The following is a 14,324-nucleotide window of genomic DNA, read 5'->3' on the forward strand; positions in this document are numbered from 1 at the left end:
CGCATCACTTCAGGTTTTCCATGCCCGCAATTCCGCCGCTTCGTCTCGGGGTCAATGTCGATCACGTCGCGACCCTGCGCAACGCGCGCGGCGGACGCACGCCGGATCCGGTACGCGCTGCGCTACTCGCGATCGAAGCGGGCGCGGACGGCATCACCGCGCATCTGCGCGAGGATCGCCGCCATATCCGCGATGACGACATGGCGCGGCTGAAGGCCGAAATCTCCAAGCCGCTGAACTTTGAAATGGCCGCAACGGCCGAGATGCTGCAAATCGCGCTCGCGACAAAGCCGCATGCGGCGTGCCTCGTGCCTGAACGGCGCACGGAAGTGACGACTGAGGGCGGGCTGGATGTGGTGGGGCAGCGCGATGCGCTTGGTCCTTTCATCGCGCGGCTGACCGACGCCGGTATTCGCGTGTCCCTGTTCATTGCTGCCGATCCGGCCCAGATCGAAATGGCCGCCAAACTGAAGTCGCCTGTGATCGAGATTCACGTCGGCGCTTGGTGCGACGCTGTGGTCGAGGGGCAGAAACAAAAAGCCGAAGCCGAATGGCAGCGCATCGTCACCGGCGCCAGGCTCGCTCAGTCTGCGGGGCTTGAAGTTCATGCCGGGCATGGCCTCGATTACGTGACGGCGGAAACCATTTCCGCGCTGCCGGAGATCGTCGAACTCAATATCGGGCATTTCATGATGGGGGAGGCGATGTTCGTCGGCCTGCCGCAAACCGTTCGCGATATGCGCGCGGCGATGGACCGCGGGAGAAAGTCGCTCCGGGGTCATGTGAGATCATGATCATCGGCATCGGGTCGGACATCATCGACATCACGCGGATCGAGAAGGTGATCGGGCGTCACGGCGACCGGTTTATCGACCGGATTTTCACAGAGGCTGAGCGGGCCAAGGCGGAGCGGCGCTCCAAGATGCCCAAACTGATCTGGGCGACCTACGCCAAGCGGTTCGCTGCCAAGGAGGCCTGCTCGAAAGCGCTGGGCACCGGCATCCGGCGCGGGGTGTGGTGGCGTGACATGGGGGTGGTCAACCTGCCGGGCGGCCGTCCGACCATGAAACTGACCGGCGGAGCGTTGGCGCGGCTCGAATCCCTGCTTCCCCCGGGGCATGAGGCGCGGATTGACCTCACAATTACCGATGACTGGCCGCTGGCGCAGGCGTTTGTCATCATTTCGGCCGTCCCGGCCGCCAAGGTCTGAGCCTCCTGGGGGCACGGTTCCGAATTGCTCAAAAATCTAAAATTCATTGAACTGTCAGATGATTAGCAAGTTTTCATGAGCCCGTTGATTGCACCTCTTGCGACAACGGTCTAAAACCCGCGCGGGTGATTTGGGCGGCGTCTTCGCCTCTGATGGGCACAAAGGTCCAGTTCCGAGGCATGAAAAACCAGGATTCGAAAGAGCAGATGAGCGTGACAACACCGGCCAAATCCGAAGGCGGCGTCGGCGAGACCGTCCGCGTCGTCATTCACGCGCTCATTATTGCGCTGGTGATCCGGACCTTCCTGTTTCAGCCTTTCAATATTCCATCGGGATCGATGAAGGCGACGCTGCTGGTCGGCGACTACCTGTTCGTCTCGAAGTACTCATACGGCTACAGCCACTATTCGATCCCGCTGTCCCCACGGCTCTTCTCCGGCCGCATTTTCGGCTCCGATCCCGCCCGCGGCGACATCGTCGTGTTCCGTCTGCCGAAGGACGACACTACCGACTACATCAAGCGCGTGATCGGATTGCCGGGCGACCGCATCCAGATGAAGGAAGGGCTTCTCTACATCAACGACAAGCCGGTGGAGCGTGAACGGCTTCCGGACTTTGTTGGCGAAGATCCGTGCGGCTCGGATGCCACGGCGCGCGTCAAGCAGTGGAAGGAAACGCTGCCGAACGGCGTTAGCTACAAGTCGCTCGATTGCGTTGATAACGGTTTCTACGACAACACCAACGTCTACACGGTGCCGCCCGGCCACTTCTTCATGATGGGCGACAACCGTGACAACTCCACCGACAGCCGTGTCCTGTCAGCGGTGGGTTATGTGCCGGCGGAAAACCTGATCGGCCGGGCGCAGATGATCTTCTTCTCCATTGCCGAGGGCGAACAGGCCTGGCAGTTCTGGCGCTGGCCGGTTTCGGTGCGCTGGAATCGCATTTTCTCTATTGTGCGATGAGCGGCGACCCCGCAGTCGCCAAAACTCCCCCGAACACAGACGACGCCGCGAGCGCTGGCGCCGTGGAGATCAAGTCTGCGAAGAAAAAAGCGCGCAGGCCGAGCGCAAAGGCCGCCGCCAAGATTATCGAAGAGCGGATCGGGCACACGTTCGCCGATCCCGCGCTGCTGGCGACTGCTTTCACCCATGTCTCGGCACTAAAGTCCGCTCGCCGCGGCGACAGCTATCAGCGGCTGGAGTTTCTCGGCGATCACGTTTTGGGCCTGATTGTTTCGGACATGCTCTATCGGGCGTTCCCGAAGGCGGACGAAGGCGAATTGTCGAAGCGTCTCGCCGATCTGGTGCGCCGCGAAGCCTGCGCCGATGTCGCCAAGTCGCTTGGGCTGGATGAAGCCATCAAGCTCGGATCGGTGGGCGCTGGCGCCGGGGCACGGTTGCGGAATTCGGTGCTGGGGGATATCTGCGAAGCTGTGATCGGCGCCGTGTTCCTCGACGGTGGCTATGCGGCGGCGGCGCAATTCGTCGAGCGCAACTGGACCGAGCGGATGCGCAAGCCCGTTCGCCCACTGCGTGATCCGAAAACGATTTTGCAGGAATGGGCGCAGGGCAAGGGATTGCCGACGCCGGTCTATCGTGAGGTCGAACGGACCGGCCCGCACCACGATCCGCAGTTTCGCGTCGCTGTGGAATTGCCGGGACTGACCCCGGCGGAAGGTATTGGCGGCAGCAAGCGTGCCGCGGAGAAGCTTGCGGCGACAGCGCTGCTGAAACGGGAAGGCGTGACGGGCGGCAATGATGCCTGACGAACTGCAAGAGAATTCAACCCCCGAGACGCGCTGCGGCTTTGTCGCGCTGATCGGCGCGCCGAACGTCGGCAAGTCGACGCTGGTCAATGCGCTGGTCGGATCGAAGGTCACGATTGTCTCGAAGAAGGTGCAGACCACGCGCGCGCTGATCCGCGGTATTGTGATCGAAGACAATGCGCAGATCATTCTTGTCGATACGCCGGGCATCTTCGCGCCCAAGCGCCGCCTCGATCGCGCGATGGTGTCCACCGCATGGAGCGGCGCGCATGACGCCGACCTGGTTTGCGCGCTGATCGATGCGCGTGCCGGCATTGATGACGAAGCTGACGCGATCCTGAGCAAGCTCGAATCCGTCAATCATCCGAAAGTTCTGGTGCTGAACAAGATCGATCTGGTGCCGCGTGAAAAGCTGCTGGCGCTGGCCCAGAAGGCCAATGAGCGATTGAAATTCACGCAGACCTTCATGGTTTCGGCGCTATCAGGCGACGGCGTTGACGATCTGCGCCGCGCTCTGGCCAGAGACGTGCCCCCGGGCCCGTTCCACTATCCCGAAGACCAGATGTCGGACGCGCCGATGCGGCAGCTGGCGGCGGAAATCACGCGCGAAAAGATCTACCGTCATCTGCATCAGGAACTGCCGTATCAATCGACTGTGGAGACGGATTCCTGGCAGGATCGTAAGGACGGATCGGTGCGGATCGAGCAGACGATTTTTGTTGAGCGCGATAGCCAGCGCAAGATCGTGCTCGGCAAGGGCGGCGCGACGATCAAGGCAATCGGCGCAGATTCCCGCAAGGAGATCGCGGAGATCGTTGGCCAGCCGGTACATCTGTTTCTGTTCGTGAAGGTGCGCGACGGCTGGGGCGATGACCCGGAGCGCTATCGCGAGATGGGGCTGGAGTTTCCCAAGGAATGATGACCGGACCCGACGTCAAGGTGCCGACCAACATCTTCTATTTCGAGGTGCTGCTGTATCTGTCGCTGCTGATCGACGTGCTCTCGGCTGCCTTTCTCGATCGCATGCCGGATGACGTCACCGAGTCTACGAAACTGGCGGTCAATTTCATCGCAGTCATGATGACGCTCGGATTTGTCCAGCTCGTCTGGCTCACAGCGCACCGGCGCAAAAGCTGGGCGCGGATGATCCTGGTCGTGGCGCTGATGCTGTCTGTGGCGTCGATCGTCACGACGATGGGCGAAACCGGACTGCAATTCAGCACGTTCGTTGACATCGTTTCGACAGCGCTGACGGCGCTCGGTCTGTCGTTCTCATTCACCGGCGATGCCAAGGACTGGTTCCGGCAGCCGGAATAGGCGGCGCTTTCCGCAGCCATGCTGCTGCGGATGAGCCCAGAATCCTGTAAGCTTCGGTCATGGAATGGACTGACGAAGGCATCGTTCTGGGTGTGCGTCGGCATGGCGAATCCAGCGCCATCGTCGAACTGCTGACGCGCAGCCATGGCCGTCATCTGGGACTTGTACGCGGCGGCGCAGGTTCACGGATGCGCCCACTGCTTCAGCCGGGAAATACAGTGAGTGCGGTCTGGCGTGCGCGGCTCGACGAGCATCTCGGATACTACGCCGTCGAGGGCACGCGGTTGCGCGCGGCCACGATGTTCGGATCGCCGCATGCGGTCTACGGGGTGACGCATATGGCGTCGCTGGTGCGGCTGCTGCCCGAGCGGGACCCGCACGAAGATATCTACGAGATGCTGGAAGCCATCCTCAATGATTTCGACGATGCGGGCATGGCGGGCGTGCAACTGGTGAAGTTCGAGCTGGCGATGCTGACCGAGCTTGGCTTCGGCCTTGACCTGTCGTCCTGCGCCGCGAGCGGCGCGGTGAACGATCTGATTTATGTCTCGCCGAAGTCGGGCGCGGCGGTCTCGCGGCAGGCGGGCGAGCCGTGGCGCGACAGGCTGTTGCGGTTGCCGCCGTTCCTGCGCGAGAGCGATGACGGGACCAACGGCTGGTCCGGTCAGGACATCGAGGACGGCTTCCGGCTGACCGGGTTGTTCCTGCTGCGCAATGTGCTGGAGCCGCGGGGGCAGGGCCATTCGGACGCGCGGGACGGCTTCATTGCGGCGGTGATCCGGCCGCGCGTGAGGGCTGTTGCCGAATAAACAAAACGGGCCGGATTGCTCCGGCCCGTTTGCGCTTATCGACAAACCGAAAATCAATAATAGCGATAGTAACGCGCACGCGGGCGATAATATCCGCCGTAGCCATAACCGTAATAGGGGCGCGGCGCGTAATAGCGCGGGGCGGTCCGATAACAGGTGCGTACCCAGGCATAGCCGTTCCACACCGGGTTGCAGACCACCGCGACGGTTTCAGCCTGCCCGGTAGCAACCCCGGCCAGACCGCCGGCAAGCGGCATGGCCTCGGCCCGGCTTCCGGCAAACAAACCGGCGCCGATGAGCGCCAACGCGGCCACAGCCGCCAAAACAAAACGACGCATTCCAGTTCCCTCCGGGGTCTGTTACCGGCTCGCCTGTTCGGCTGACCGGCTGATCAGGATGGCCCGGGCCGACCCATACCCAGACCTATCCGCATGATGTAGCAGGGCAAATTATGGCGGAACAATTACGAACAGGTGATGTCCGCCTAATTCATTTGTTGTTCAATTTGCCCGGGGACGTTAACCCCTTGCCATGGGCAAAAGACTGATTCCACCGGAGCCAATGGATGTTCAGGAGGTCGCACTCCGCGAGGCGCTCGAAGAGCGCTATCTCGCCTATGCGCTCTCGACCATTATGCATCGTGCGCTGCCGGACGCACGCGACGGCCTGAAGCCGGTTCATCGCCGCATTCTGTACGGCATGCGGCTGCTGCGGCTCGACCCCGGCACGCCGTTCAAGAAATCCGCCAAGATCGTCGGCGACGTGATGGGCTCGTTCCATCCGCACGGCGACCAGTCGATCTACGACGCGCTGGTGCGCCTCGCGCAGGATTTCTCGTCGCGTTATCCGCTTGTCGACGGGCAGGGCAACTTCGGCAACATCGACGGCGATAATCCGGCCGCCTATCGCTACACCGAAGCGCGCATGACGGAAGTCGCGCGGCTGCTGCTCGAGGGCATTGATGAGGACGCGGTCGAATTCCGCCCCAACTACGACGGTCAGTCGAAAGAGCCGTTCGTGCTGCCGGGTGCATTCCCGAACCTGCTCGCCAACGGCGCTCAGGGCATCGCGGTCGGCATGGCGACTTCGATCCCGCCGCACAACGCAGCGGAACTCTGTGACGCTGCGCTGCATCTGATTGACAAGCCGAACACCAAATCGCGCGGCCTTCTGAAATATGTGAAGGGCCCGGATTTCCCGACCGGCGGCATCGTGGTCGATTCCCACGAAAGCATCGCCGAAGCCTATACGACCGGGCGCGGTTCGTTCCGCGTGCGCGCGAAGTGGGCCCAGGAAGAGGGCGCGCGCGGCACCTGGAACATCGTCGTTACCGAAATTCCGTGGCTGGTGCAGAAGTCGCGGCTGATCGAACGTATCGCCGAACTGCTGAACGAAAAGAAGCTGCTGCTGGTCGGCGACATTCGCGACGAGTCGGCCGAAGACGTGCGCATCGTCATCGAGCCGAAGTCGCGTAACGTCGATCCTGAAGTGCTGATGGAAACGCTGTTCAAGCAGACCGAGCTTGAAAGCAAGATTCCGCTGAACCTCAACGTGCTGGTGAAGGGCCGCGTTCCCAAGGTGCTCGGCCTCGGCGAATGCCTGCGCGAATGGCTCGACCATCTGCGCGATGTGCTGATCCGGCGCTCCAATTATCGCAAGAACCAGATCGAGCATCGCCTCGAGGTGCTGGGCGGTTACCTGATCGCCTACCTGAACCTCGACAAGGTGATCAAGATCATCCGCACCGAGGATGAGCCAAAGCCGGTGCTGATCAAGACCTTCAAGCTCACCGATCTTCAGGCCGACTCCATTCTCAACATGCGCCTGCGCAACTTGCGCAAGCTGGAGGAAATGGAAATTCGCGGCGAGGACAAGGATCTTCGCAACGAGTTGAAGGGCATCAAGGGCGTTCTGGCGTCCGAAGAAGAGCAGTGGAAGAAGGTCGCCGAGGGCGTCAAGAAGGTGCGCGACACCTTCGGCCCCAAAACCCCGCTCGGCAAGCGGCGCACGCAATTCGCCGACGCGCCGGAGCATGATCTCGCCGCCATCGAGGAGGCGCTGATCGAGCGCGAGCCGATCACGGTGGTTGTTTCCGAGAAGGGCTGGGTGCGCACGCTGAAAGGTCACGTCGAGGATCTTTCAAATCTCGCCTTCAAGACCGACGACCGTCTCGGCTTTGCATTCTTTGCCGAGAGCACCTCGAAGCTGACGCTGTTTGCCAGCAACGGGCGTTTCTACACGCTCGATGCGCAGAAGCTGCCGGGTGGGCGTGGTCACGGCGATCCGATCCGCATGACCATCGATATGGAGGGCGATGCCAATATCGTTTCCATGTTTGTGCAGAAGGGCGGCCGGAAATTCCTCGTGGCCAGCGGCGACGGGCAGGGCTTTGTCGTCAACGAAGACGATTGCGTGGCCAATACCCGCAAGGGCAAGCAGGTTCTCAATGTGACGGCGCCGAACGAGGCGGTGGCGCTTGCGACAGTGAGCGGCGATACCGTTGCGGTGATCGGCACCAACCACAAGATGGTGATTTTCCCGCTCGAGCAGGTGCCCGAAATGGCGCGCGGGCGCGGCGTGCGGTTGCAGAAGTACAGCGGCGGCAAGCTGTCCGACGTCATGACCTTCACCGCCAAGGACGGAATGACCTGGAAGGACTCGGCGGGGCGCGACCAGAGTTCGACCTGGAAAGAGCTCGCCGATTGGCGCGGCAACCGCGCGGACGCCGGTCGCCTAGCGCACGGTTTCCCGAAGTCGAACAAGTTCGGCAAGGTGATCGAGTAATCATCACATTACTTTGCCGACATCTGCAACCTTTTCTGATCGGGAGGGTTTGTAAGCCAGTGACGGAACTGGGGTTATCGGGCAGTTGCTAAAAAAGCCGCCCGGTGTAACCCGAATGGCGTTTTTTATCTGGAGTTCGATCATGCCGAAAGAAACGACCGCGATCATACCGAAAGAAACGCTGAAGCCCGATGATTTTCCAGTGAGCGCTGACGGGGAAAAGCTCGTTGCCGCCGATGGCACGCCGTTAGCCAAGGCAAAGACACCGGCAATCGCGGAAGAGATTGCCGACCGGCTCAACGAAGATGACAATCGGAAAGAAGAAGATCGCTGGTCCGCTTGATCGCTTCTGCGGCGGCGATAGAGTCCTCGCATTCCTGTGCGAGGCAGATGCAAATGGTCCGTTACAACGAAATTCGCGATGGCGAGGTCGCCGTCGAGCCTCCGCCGCCGACTGACGCGGGGCTTGTGTTCATCGGCCGAATCCGAACGCCATGGACCGACCGGCTGATGACGCCGCGTCAGGGCAAGCACGACGGTCCGATCTGCAAGATCGAGATTTTCGATCCATGGGTGCCGGCGCTGAAGGGGCTCGACAGGTTTACACAGGTCGAAGTTATCTACTGGCTGCATCAGTCGCGCCGTGACCTCGTTCTGCAAAGTCCGGCGAGTGACACCAATACGCACGGCACATTTTCCTTGCGATCGCCGGTGCGTCCCAATCCGCTTGGGACGTCAGTGACGAAACTTGTCGGCATCGAAGGCAACGCCGTTCTGGTGCGCGGGCTCGATTGTCTCGACGGCACGCCGCTTGTCGACCTCAAGCCGGACCGCTGCCAGTTTACGCCGATCGCTCCGCCGCAGCCGGGCGATTTCGAGGTCGGCTGTTGACTGCGGACGCGGTGGAAAGCGTCCGAACGGCAAAAGCCATCAAGGCGCTCGGGAAACATCGATAAATTTATAACGATAGTTTGTGAGTCTCTTCACTATAGCGCCGCGATGAGCGCGCGCTCGAGCCGCACCTATACCCGGTCTTAATTCTTCGAGGCTTTTCGTTACGGGCAGCGCGGGCAAAGTGCGGCCTGTGAGAAGGTGCGCCATCGATACTCATCAAGGGATTTTGACCATGAAGTACCGACACTTCATTGCCATTGCGATTGTCACCCTGTTAACCGCGTGCACGGGCGGCGGCACCGTGTATCAAGTCCCGTTTGAAGAAGCGCGTCGTGTTCTCGTCGCAACTAAATTTCCGCCCTATCTCTTCGGCAACATGACGCCGGATTGGTACATCAACGGTGCTGCCAATTCGGAGGTGATCTTGATCGCCCGCAAGGATGGAAAGGAAGTCGTCCGGTATGTTGCATCCTTGAAGCAGGAGAGTCAGGCGTCGACCCGTGTGAGCGGGGAGGTGAAGGAGACGAGCGCTCCTGCCGGCAAGACAGAGAAGACACCGACTGACAACCCTGCGCTCAAAAATCTGTACCTCGTTGCGATAAACGAGCGGATAGCCTCGGCGCTCGAGCGCCGTCCGTTTGACATGGGGCGTGTTCGTCCTGCTCTGACTGCCGCGGCCATTGGCAACATGGGCGCCATCAGAGCTTCCGCGGATGAAGCCGCGGCAGCGGCTGATCGTCTTGAGCGCGGCAGACGGTAACGGTTAGCGGCGCGCGTACGGGACCCTCTCGACGGCGCGCTGTGGACGTTTTGGTGTCCTAGCCGGTGACCGCGATCGCTTCGATCTCAATCAACCATTCCGGAGCCGCAAGAGCGCTCACGCCGACGAGTGTGCTGGCTGGCGGCGGCATGTTCGCGAAAAACGGCGTTCGCGCCTTTGCGATGATTGCGCGGTGTTCGGGCCGGTAGTTGACGACATAGGTCGTGATTTTCGCCACATCCGAGAACGTCGCATTGGCCGCGGCCAAGGCCAGGCCGATGTTCTTCATCACCTGCGTTGTCTGCGCCGAAAGATCGCCGGCGCCGACAATCGCACCCTTCTCGTCCAGCGCGACTTGCCCGGAGATGTAAATCGTGCGCGTTCCCGACGCCGCGACGACATGGGAATAGGCCGGATTCTGGAAGAGTCCTGTCGGGTGTGGATGTTCTAGCTTTCCCATTCGGTGGTTACCTCCGTTTTCCCGCCCAAGACTACAAGGACGCCGTTGACCCCTGAATGGCAATCTTGCTTTGTACCCGGTCGGCGTTAGCTAATCGCTGTTGCAAATCACTTGCAACTAGCTCCAGCGCCGTGCATATTGGCGCTATGGATGCACGATCCCCGCCACTGCCGCCTGACCAGGCTGCCACCCCGCCTGTGCCGGGAGGTTGGCGTACGGCGCGCGGAGAACCGTCCCTCTCGAACATGTTCGCGTCGATCCGCGTGGCGAAGGGCGGCTCGTTCTGGCGCAAGCTAGCTGCCTTTCTGGGGCCGGGATATCTGGTCGCCGTCGGCTACATGGATCCTGGCAACTGGGCGACCTCGCTCGCGGGTGGTTCCAAATTCGGTTATGCGCTGCTTGCTGTTGCGCTGATCTCCAACATCATGGCCATCGTGCTTCAGGCGCTATGCGCGAGGCTTGGCGTCGGCTCGGGCCGCGACCTCGCGCAGGCCTGCCGCGACGCTTACCCGAAGTGGGTGTCCTGGCCGCTGTGGCTGCTGGCGGAAATCGCCATTAGTGCGACCGACCTTGCGGAGATCATCGGCACCGCCATCGGCCTCAACCTGCTGTTCGGCATTCCGCTCGAGATCGGCGTGCTGATCACCGCGCTTGACGTGTTTCTCATTCTGGCGTTGCAGGCGATTGGCTTTCGCTGGATCGAAGCCTTCGTGGTCGCATTGCTCGGCGTGATCGCGGCGTGCTTCGCCGTGCAGATCGCGATGGCCGATCCTGACTGGGGCCAGGTGATCCGCGGCTTCGCGCCCACGGTAAATATCGTGGCCAACCGCGACATGCTTTATCTCGCGCTCGGCATTCTCGGCGCGACGGTGATGCCGCATAATCTTTATCTGCATTCCGGTCTGGTGCAGACGCGCGGCTATGGCGACTCTGTTCCGGAGAAGAAGGAAGCGATCACTCTTGCCACCATCGACTCCACCATCGCGCTGTGTCTTGCGCTGCTGATCAATGCGTCGATCCTCATTCTGGCTGCCGCGACCTTCCACAAGGCGGGCAAGACCGACGTCGCCGAACTCGATCAGGCCCATACGCTGCTGTCGCCGATGCTCGGATCGTCGATCGCGCCGACGCTGTTCGGCATCGCGCTGTTGTGCTGCGGGTTGAACTCGACCGTTACGGCCACGCTGTCCGGCCAGATCGTGATGGAAGGGTTCATCAACATCAAGATCGCGCCGTGGCTCCGGAGGCTGGTGACGCGCATGATCGCCATCGTGCCGGCGGCGATCGTGACCATCTGGTACGGCGAGAAGGGCACCGCACAGTTGCTCATTCTCAGTCAGGTGGTGCTGAGCCTGCAATTGCCGTTCGCTATCGTGCCACTCGTGATGTTCACGGCGAGCAAGGCCAAGATGGGGACGTTCGTCGCGCCGCGCTGGCTCTCGTTCATCGCAGCGATCATTGCGGCAGTCGTGATCGCGCTCAACGTGAAGCTGCTGATCGATTTCGTGACGGGCTGATCGCGCTTACTTGTCTTTTGAATTTTCGTCGAAACGTTCGCGCGCGGACTGGATCTGCGGCAGATGATCGAACGCCCATGAGCCGAGATGCTGCACCGGCGCCTTGAGCGAGTGCCCGAGCTCGGTCAGCTCATAATCCACGCGTGGAGGAATAGTCGGATAGACCGTCCGGGTGACGAGACCGTCACGTTCCAGTCCTCTGAGGGTCAGCGTCAGCATCCGCTGCGAGATGCCGCCCACCGTGCGCTTGATCTCGTTGAAGCGGCGCGGGCCGTCGCTGAGCAGCATGATGACCAGCACGCTCCACTTGTCGCCAATGCGTGCGAGGATCGACCCCACGGCCTGGCAATCGCCGGGCAGATGCCGGTCGGGTGGGGCGGTTACATCGATGTGACCGGGTTGCATGGGTGTTCTCAAGTTCAAAAAATGTGCCGTCTTGCGCGATTTATCAGAGGTCACCATTAGTGTCCAGGTATCAATCTGATACTAGAGCTAAAGGTGAACCCATGAAACTCCTCCATATCGATGCCAGCATCCTCGGCGGTAATTCCGTCTCGCGCCAGCTCTCGGCAGCAGCCGTTGAGCGCCTGCGCAAAGCCACTCCCAACCTCGACGTGACCTATCGGGACATCAGCGCGACACCGCTGTCGCATCTGACCGGCGAGCATCTCGCGGCAGCGCATGGCGCGACGCCAGAAACGCCGGCTGTACGTGAGGACCTCGCCGCCAGCGCCGCTGCGCTGGATGAATTCCTTGCCGCCGACATCGTTGTGATTGGTGCGCCGATGTACAACTTCACCATTCCGAGCCAGCTCAAGGCATGGATCGATCGCATCCTCGTTGCCGGAAAGACCTTCAAGTACTCGGAGAAGGGCGTTGAGGGGCTCGCGGGGAACAAGCGCGTAATCGTGGCCATCTCGCGCGGCGGCTTCTACGGCGTGGACACGCCGGCTGCGGCGGGCGAACATCTCGAAACCTATCTGCGCTGGGTGTTCGGTTTCATCGGCGTTACGAACCTTGAGATCATCGCAGCCGACGGGATTCAGATCGGTCCCGAGCAGCGTGAGAAGGCGCTTGTCGGCGCACTTGCAGCGGCTGGCGCCTTGCAGGCTGCAACCGGCCAGCGGGCTGCGTAAGCGATTATCGTCCGTTATATCCCGGCATTATGCCGGGACATGACGGTGCTGATTCAGAAAATGTGAAAGTGCTTCAGTCCTGCGGCTCAAGTGCAGTGGAGCCGACAGAATCGACGCGGAGCCAGCCGCTGGGCGCCAACCGTTGCTGCGGCAGGAAGCGGGCCTTGTAGTCCATCTTCCGCGAGCCTTCGATCCAGTAGCCGAGATAGACGTAAGGAAGACCGAGCCGCCGCGCGCGGGCGATGTGATCGAGGATCATGAACGTGCCCATCGAGCGGCTTTCCTCGCCGGGCTCGAAGAACGAATAGACCATCGACAATCCGTCGCTGAGGATATCGGTCAGCGCCACGGCAATCAGGTCGCCGCCTTTGCCGGTGATGCCGCTGTCGGCGGTTCGCCGGCGGTATTCGATAATGCGGGTCGAGACGTGGCTGTCCTCGACCATCATCGCGTAATCGAGCACGGTCATGTCCGCCATGCCGCCGTCGCGATGACGGGCGTCGAGATAGGCGCGGAACACCGAGTACTGTTCCGAGGTCGGCACCGCCGTGCGCAGTTCACTGACGATGTCGGCGTTGCGTGCCTGAATTTTGCGGAAATTGCGCGACGGACGGAATTCGTTGGCGATGACGCGCACCGAAACGCACGCGCGGCATTGGTCGCAGGCGGGGCGATAGGCGATGGACTGACTGCGGCGGAACCCGCCATGGGTGAGGAGATCGTTCAACTCGCCGGCTTTGTCGCCGACAAGATGCGTAAACACTTTGCGTTCCTGCTTCCCCTCCAGGTAGGGGCAGGGCGAGGGCGCCGTCAGGTAAAATTGCGGCGTATTGCGCGAGTGTTGTGTCACGTGTGGCCGTATGTCTCCGGTCTGCGCGATTCCCCTCCACAGCATCGCGCCGGGGAGGCCCGGGGGTCAACAGATTTGAACGCGCCACGGCAGGTATGACGCGGCTTTCAGACCGCATTATGCACAACACGGGCAGACCACACGGATGTGATCTGCCCGCATTGGAAGCCGTCTAGACGCGGGTGGTCTGAACCGTTGAAGGCTGGACATTGCTGTTGATGAAGACCGTGCCGAGCACGACGTCGTGCAGCAGCCGGCGACGGCCGTTGAACAGACCCACCAGCAGCACCAGCGGACTGAGGAACGAGACCGACACCCAGTACAGAACCGCGTGAACCGCACCGAGGATGAAGTAAGGCCGCTCGCCGCTCCAGGTTCGCATCTCGATGTCCATCATCCGCATGCCCACGGTGGCGCCGTTCGGTCCGCCGAGCGTCATGCCGTAATAGAGCAGCGCCCAGATCACCGAGAACGGCGAAATCAGCCAGAACAGGAACCAGCCCAGCCCCAGCGTGACGATACCGAACAGGGTGACGAAGAGGACCGCGAGGATGATCGGAATCGACAGGATCACGAGGTCGATCAGAAACGCGAAGGACCGCTTGGTCAGCACGCCGCGAAACAGTTCGGGCTGCAGCCACGGGTCATATGCGGCGCTGGCCGATGGGTTGTTGCGCCAGGTCGCACCTGATGTCGTGCCGCCGGTGTTTCTCGTGTCAGACATGGAAACCCTCCTCAGCGGCCATTTGCCCGGGCCGCTCGCTGCGCACATGGCCCCGCCATCTGGCGGGCGCAAGGCGGCTTAGGCTCACATGGAGA

General features: G+C 61.5%; 18 protein-coding genes. 13 read left to right on the forward strand and 5 right to left on the reverse strand.

The genetic code is table 11. The features are described 5' to 3' along the window. Nucleotides 1-20: 20 nt before the first annotated feature. The 7 genes from ACP7AL_RS12120 (at nt 21) to recO (ending at nt 5,104) form a co-directional block, all read left to right on the forward strand. Nucleotides 21-794, forward strand: coding sequence for a pyridoxine 5'-phosphate synthase (locus tag ACP7AL_RS12120; RefSeq protein ID WP_006020884.1), 774 nt, complete (start codon nt 21-23; stop codon nt 792-794). Then, nucleotides 791-1,210: a holo-ACP synthase gene (gene acpS, locus ACP7AL_RS12125; RefSeq protein WP_024918853.1), complete on the forward strand. Its 420-nt coding sequence runs from the start codon at nt 791-793 to the stop codon at nt 1,208-1,210. Before ACP7AL_RS12120 ends, acpS begins: the two co-directional genes overlap by 4 nt. Before the next feature lie 206 nt (nt 1,211-1,416). Continuing rightward, nucleotides 1,417-2,175, forward strand: coding sequence for a signal peptidase I (lepB, locus tag ACP7AL_RS12130; protein WP_024918852.1), 759 nt, complete (start codon nt 1,417-1,419; stop codon nt 2,173-2,175). Next, nucleotides 2,172-2,978: a ribonuclease III gene (gene rnc / locus ACP7AL_RS12135; RefSeq protein ID WP_024918851.1), complete on the forward strand. Its 807-nt coding sequence runs from the start codon at nt 2,172-2,174 to the stop codon at nt 2,976-2,978. The genes lepB and rnc overlap by 4 nt, the downstream gene beginning before the upstream one ends. Next, a complete protein-coding gene (gene era / locus ACP7AL_RS12140) occupies nt 2,971-3,897 on the forward strand; it encodes a GTPase Era (protein WP_425991577.1) in 927 nt (308 codons plus the stop codon). The genes rnc and era overlap by 8 nt, the downstream gene beginning before the upstream one ends. After that, nucleotides 3,894-4,295 (forward strand): hypothetical protein, encoded by a 402-nt coding sequence (locus tag ACP7AL_RS12145; RefSeq protein ID WP_006020879.1) that lies wholly within the window; start codon nt 3,894-3,896, stop codon nt 4,293-4,295. Before era ends, ACP7AL_RS12145 begins: the two co-directional genes overlap by 4 nt. A gap of 59 nt (nt 4,296-4,354) precedes the next feature. Further along, a complete protein-coding gene (recO, locus tag ACP7AL_RS12150) occupies nt 4,355-5,104 on the forward strand; it encodes a DNA repair protein RecO (protein ID WP_425991579.1) in 750 nt (249 codons plus the stop codon). A 53-nt stretch (nt 5,105-5,157) separates the two neighbouring features. Here recO and ACP7AL_RS12155 read toward each other — a convergent pair whose 3' ends face one another. After that, the gene (locus ACP7AL_RS12155) at nt 5,158-5,442 is read right to left on the reverse strand and encodes a hypothetical protein (protein WP_006020877.1); all 285 of its coding nucleotides are present in this window, start codon (nt 5,440-5,442) and stop codon (nt 5,158-5,160) included. Between the two features lie 193 nt (nt 5,443-5,635). On the opposite strand from ACP7AL_RS12155, the gene parC reads away from it, so the two are divergent. The 4 genes from parC to ACP7AL_RS12175 all read left to right on the forward strand — a co-directional run bounded on the left by parC (nt 5,636) and on the right by ACP7AL_RS12175 (nt 9,542). Beyond that, nucleotides 5,636-7,888 (forward strand): DNA topoisomerase IV subunit A, encoded by a 2,253-nt coding sequence (parC, locus tag ACP7AL_RS12160; RefSeq protein ID WP_425991581.1) that lies wholly within the window; start codon nt 5,636-5,638, stop codon nt 7,886-7,888. Nucleotides 7,889-8,030: 142 nt separating this feature from the next. Next, nucleotides 8,031-8,231, forward strand: coding sequence for a hypothetical protein (locus ACP7AL_RS12165; protein ID WP_425991583.1), 201 nt, complete (start codon nt 8,031-8,033; stop codon nt 8,229-8,231). Between the two features lie 53 nt (nt 8,232-8,284). Beyond that, the gene (tsaA, locus tag ACP7AL_RS12170) at nt 8,285-8,779 is read left to right on the forward strand and encodes a tRNA (N6-threonylcarbamoyladenosine(37)-N6)-methyltransferase TrmO (RefSeq protein WP_425991585.1); all 495 of its coding nucleotides are present in this window, start codon (nt 8,285-8,287) and stop codon (nt 8,777-8,779) included. Between the two features lie 235 nt (nt 8,780-9,014). Continuing rightward, nucleotides 9,015-9,542 carry a hypothetical protein gene (locus tag ACP7AL_RS12175; protein ID WP_425991587.1) on the forward strand — a complete coding sequence of 176 codons (528 nt, stop codon included), beginning with the start codon at nt 9,015-9,017 and terminating at the stop codon, nt 9,540-9,542. 58 nt (nt 9,543-9,600) lie between these two features. On the opposite strand, the gene ACP7AL_RS12180 is transcribed toward ACP7AL_RS12175, so the two are convergent. Then, complete coding sequence (locus ACP7AL_RS12180; protein ID WP_425991589.1) at nt 9,601-10,002, reverse strand: RidA family protein; 402 nt, start codon at nt 10,000-10,002, stop codon at nt 9,601-9,603. A gap of 146 nt (nt 10,003-10,148) precedes the next feature. Between ACP7AL_RS12180 and ACP7AL_RS12185 the strand changes: the two genes are divergently transcribed. Beyond that, complete coding sequence (locus ACP7AL_RS12185; RefSeq protein ID WP_425991591.1) at nt 10,149-11,519, forward strand: Nramp family divalent metal transporter; 1,371 nt, start codon at nt 10,149-10,151, stop codon at nt 11,517-11,519. A gap of 6 nt (nt 11,520-11,525) precedes the next feature. On the opposite strand, the gene ACP7AL_RS12190 is transcribed toward ACP7AL_RS12185, so the two are convergent. After that, nucleotides 11,526-11,924 carry a winged helix-turn-helix transcriptional regulator gene (locus tag ACP7AL_RS12190; protein ID WP_425991593.1) on the reverse strand — a complete coding sequence of 133 codons (399 nt, stop codon included), beginning with the start codon at nt 11,922-11,924 and terminating at the stop codon, nt 11,526-11,528. A gap of 101 nt (nt 11,925-12,025) precedes the next feature. Between ACP7AL_RS12190 and ACP7AL_RS12195 the strand changes: the two genes are divergently transcribed. Then, on the forward strand, nt 12,026-12,655 hold the full coding sequence (locus ACP7AL_RS12195; RefSeq protein WP_425991595.1) for an FMN-dependent NADH-azoreductase: 630 nt from the start codon (nt 12,026-12,028) through the stop codon (nt 12,653-12,655). Nucleotides 12,656-12,728: 73 nt separating this feature from the next. On the opposite strand, the gene ACP7AL_RS12200 is transcribed toward ACP7AL_RS12195, so the two are convergent. After that, on the reverse strand, nt 12,729-13,505 hold the full coding sequence (locus ACP7AL_RS12200) for an arginyltransferase (protein WP_425991597.1): 777 nt from the start codon (nt 13,503-13,505) through the stop codon (nt 12,729-12,731). Between the two features lie 172 nt (nt 13,506-13,677). Next, complete coding sequence (locus ACP7AL_RS12205) at nt 13,678-14,229, reverse strand: RDD family protein (RefSeq protein WP_006020871.1); 552 nt, start codon at nt 14,227-14,229, stop codon at nt 13,678-13,680. Nucleotides 14,230-14,324 lie beyond the last annotated feature (95 nt).

The organism is Afipia sp. DC4300-2b1, from assembly GCF_049895725.1.
In the GTDB taxonomy this organism is placed as follows: domain Bacteria; phylum Pseudomonadota; class Alphaproteobacteria; order Rhizobiales; family Xanthobacteraceae; genus Afipia; species Afipia broomeae.

Coding starts and splice junctions, on each gene's coding strand:
- rnc (WP_024918851.1), top strand. CDS start 2,172: ATGAGCGGCGACCCCGCAGTCGCCAAAACTCCCCCGAACACAGACGAC.
- tsaA (WP_425991585.1), top strand. CDS start 8,285: ATGGTCCGTTACAACGAAATTCGCGATGGCGAGGTCGCCGTCGAGCCT.
- acpS (WP_024918853.1), top strand. CDS start 791: ATGATCATCGGCATCGGGTCGGACATCATCGACATCACGCGGATCGAG.
- ACP7AL_RS12145 (WP_006020879.1), top strand. CDS start 3,894: ATGATGACCGGACCCGACGTCAAGGTGCCGACCAACATCTTCTATTTC.
- ACP7AL_RS12120 (WP_006020884.1), top strand. CDS start 21: ATGCCCGCAATTCCGCCGCTTCGTCTCGGGGTCAATGTCGATCACGTC.
- recO (WP_425991579.1), top strand. CDS start 4,355: ATGGAATGGACTGACGAAGGCATCGTTCTGGGTGTGCGTCGGCATGGC.
- ACP7AL_RS12165 (WP_425991583.1), top strand. CDS start 8,031: ATGCCGAAAGAAACGACCGCGATCATACCGAAAGAAACGCTGAAGCCC.
- ACP7AL_RS12190 (WP_425991593.1), bottom strand. CDS start 11,924: ATGCAACCCGGTCACATCGATGTAACCGCCCCACCCGACCGGCATCTG.
- ACP7AL_RS12180 (WP_425991589.1), bottom strand. CDS start 10,002: ATGGGAAAGCTAGAACATCCACACCCGACAGGACTCTTCCAGAATCCG.
- parC (WP_425991581.1), top strand. CDS start 5,636: ATGGGCAAAAGACTGATTCCACCGGAGCCAATGGATGTTCAGGAGGTC.
- era (WP_425991577.1), top strand. CDS start 2,971: ATGCCTGACGAACTGCAAGAGAATTCAACCCCCGAGACGCGCTGCGGC.
- ACP7AL_RS12205 (WP_006020871.1), bottom strand. CDS start 14,229: ATGTCTGACACGAGAAACACCGGCGGCACGACATCAGGTGCGACCTGG.
- ACP7AL_RS12195 (WP_425991595.1), top strand. CDS start 12,026: ATGAAACTCCTCCATATCGATGCCAGCATCCTCGGCGGTAATTCCGTC.
- ACP7AL_RS12175 (WP_425991587.1), top strand. CDS start 9,015: ATGAAGTACCGACACTTCATTGCCATTGCGATTGTCACCCTGTTAACC.
- ACP7AL_RS12155 (WP_006020877.1), bottom strand. CDS start 5,442: ATGCGTCGTTTTGTTTTGGCGGCTGTGGCCGCGTTGGCGCTCATCGGC.
- ACP7AL_RS12185 (WP_425991591.1), top strand. CDS start 10,149: ATGGATGCACGATCCCCGCCACTGCCGCCTGACCAGGCTGCCACCCCG.
- lepB (WP_024918852.1), top strand. CDS start 1,417: ATGAGCGTGACAACACCGGCCAAATCCGAAGGCGGCGTCGGCGAGACC.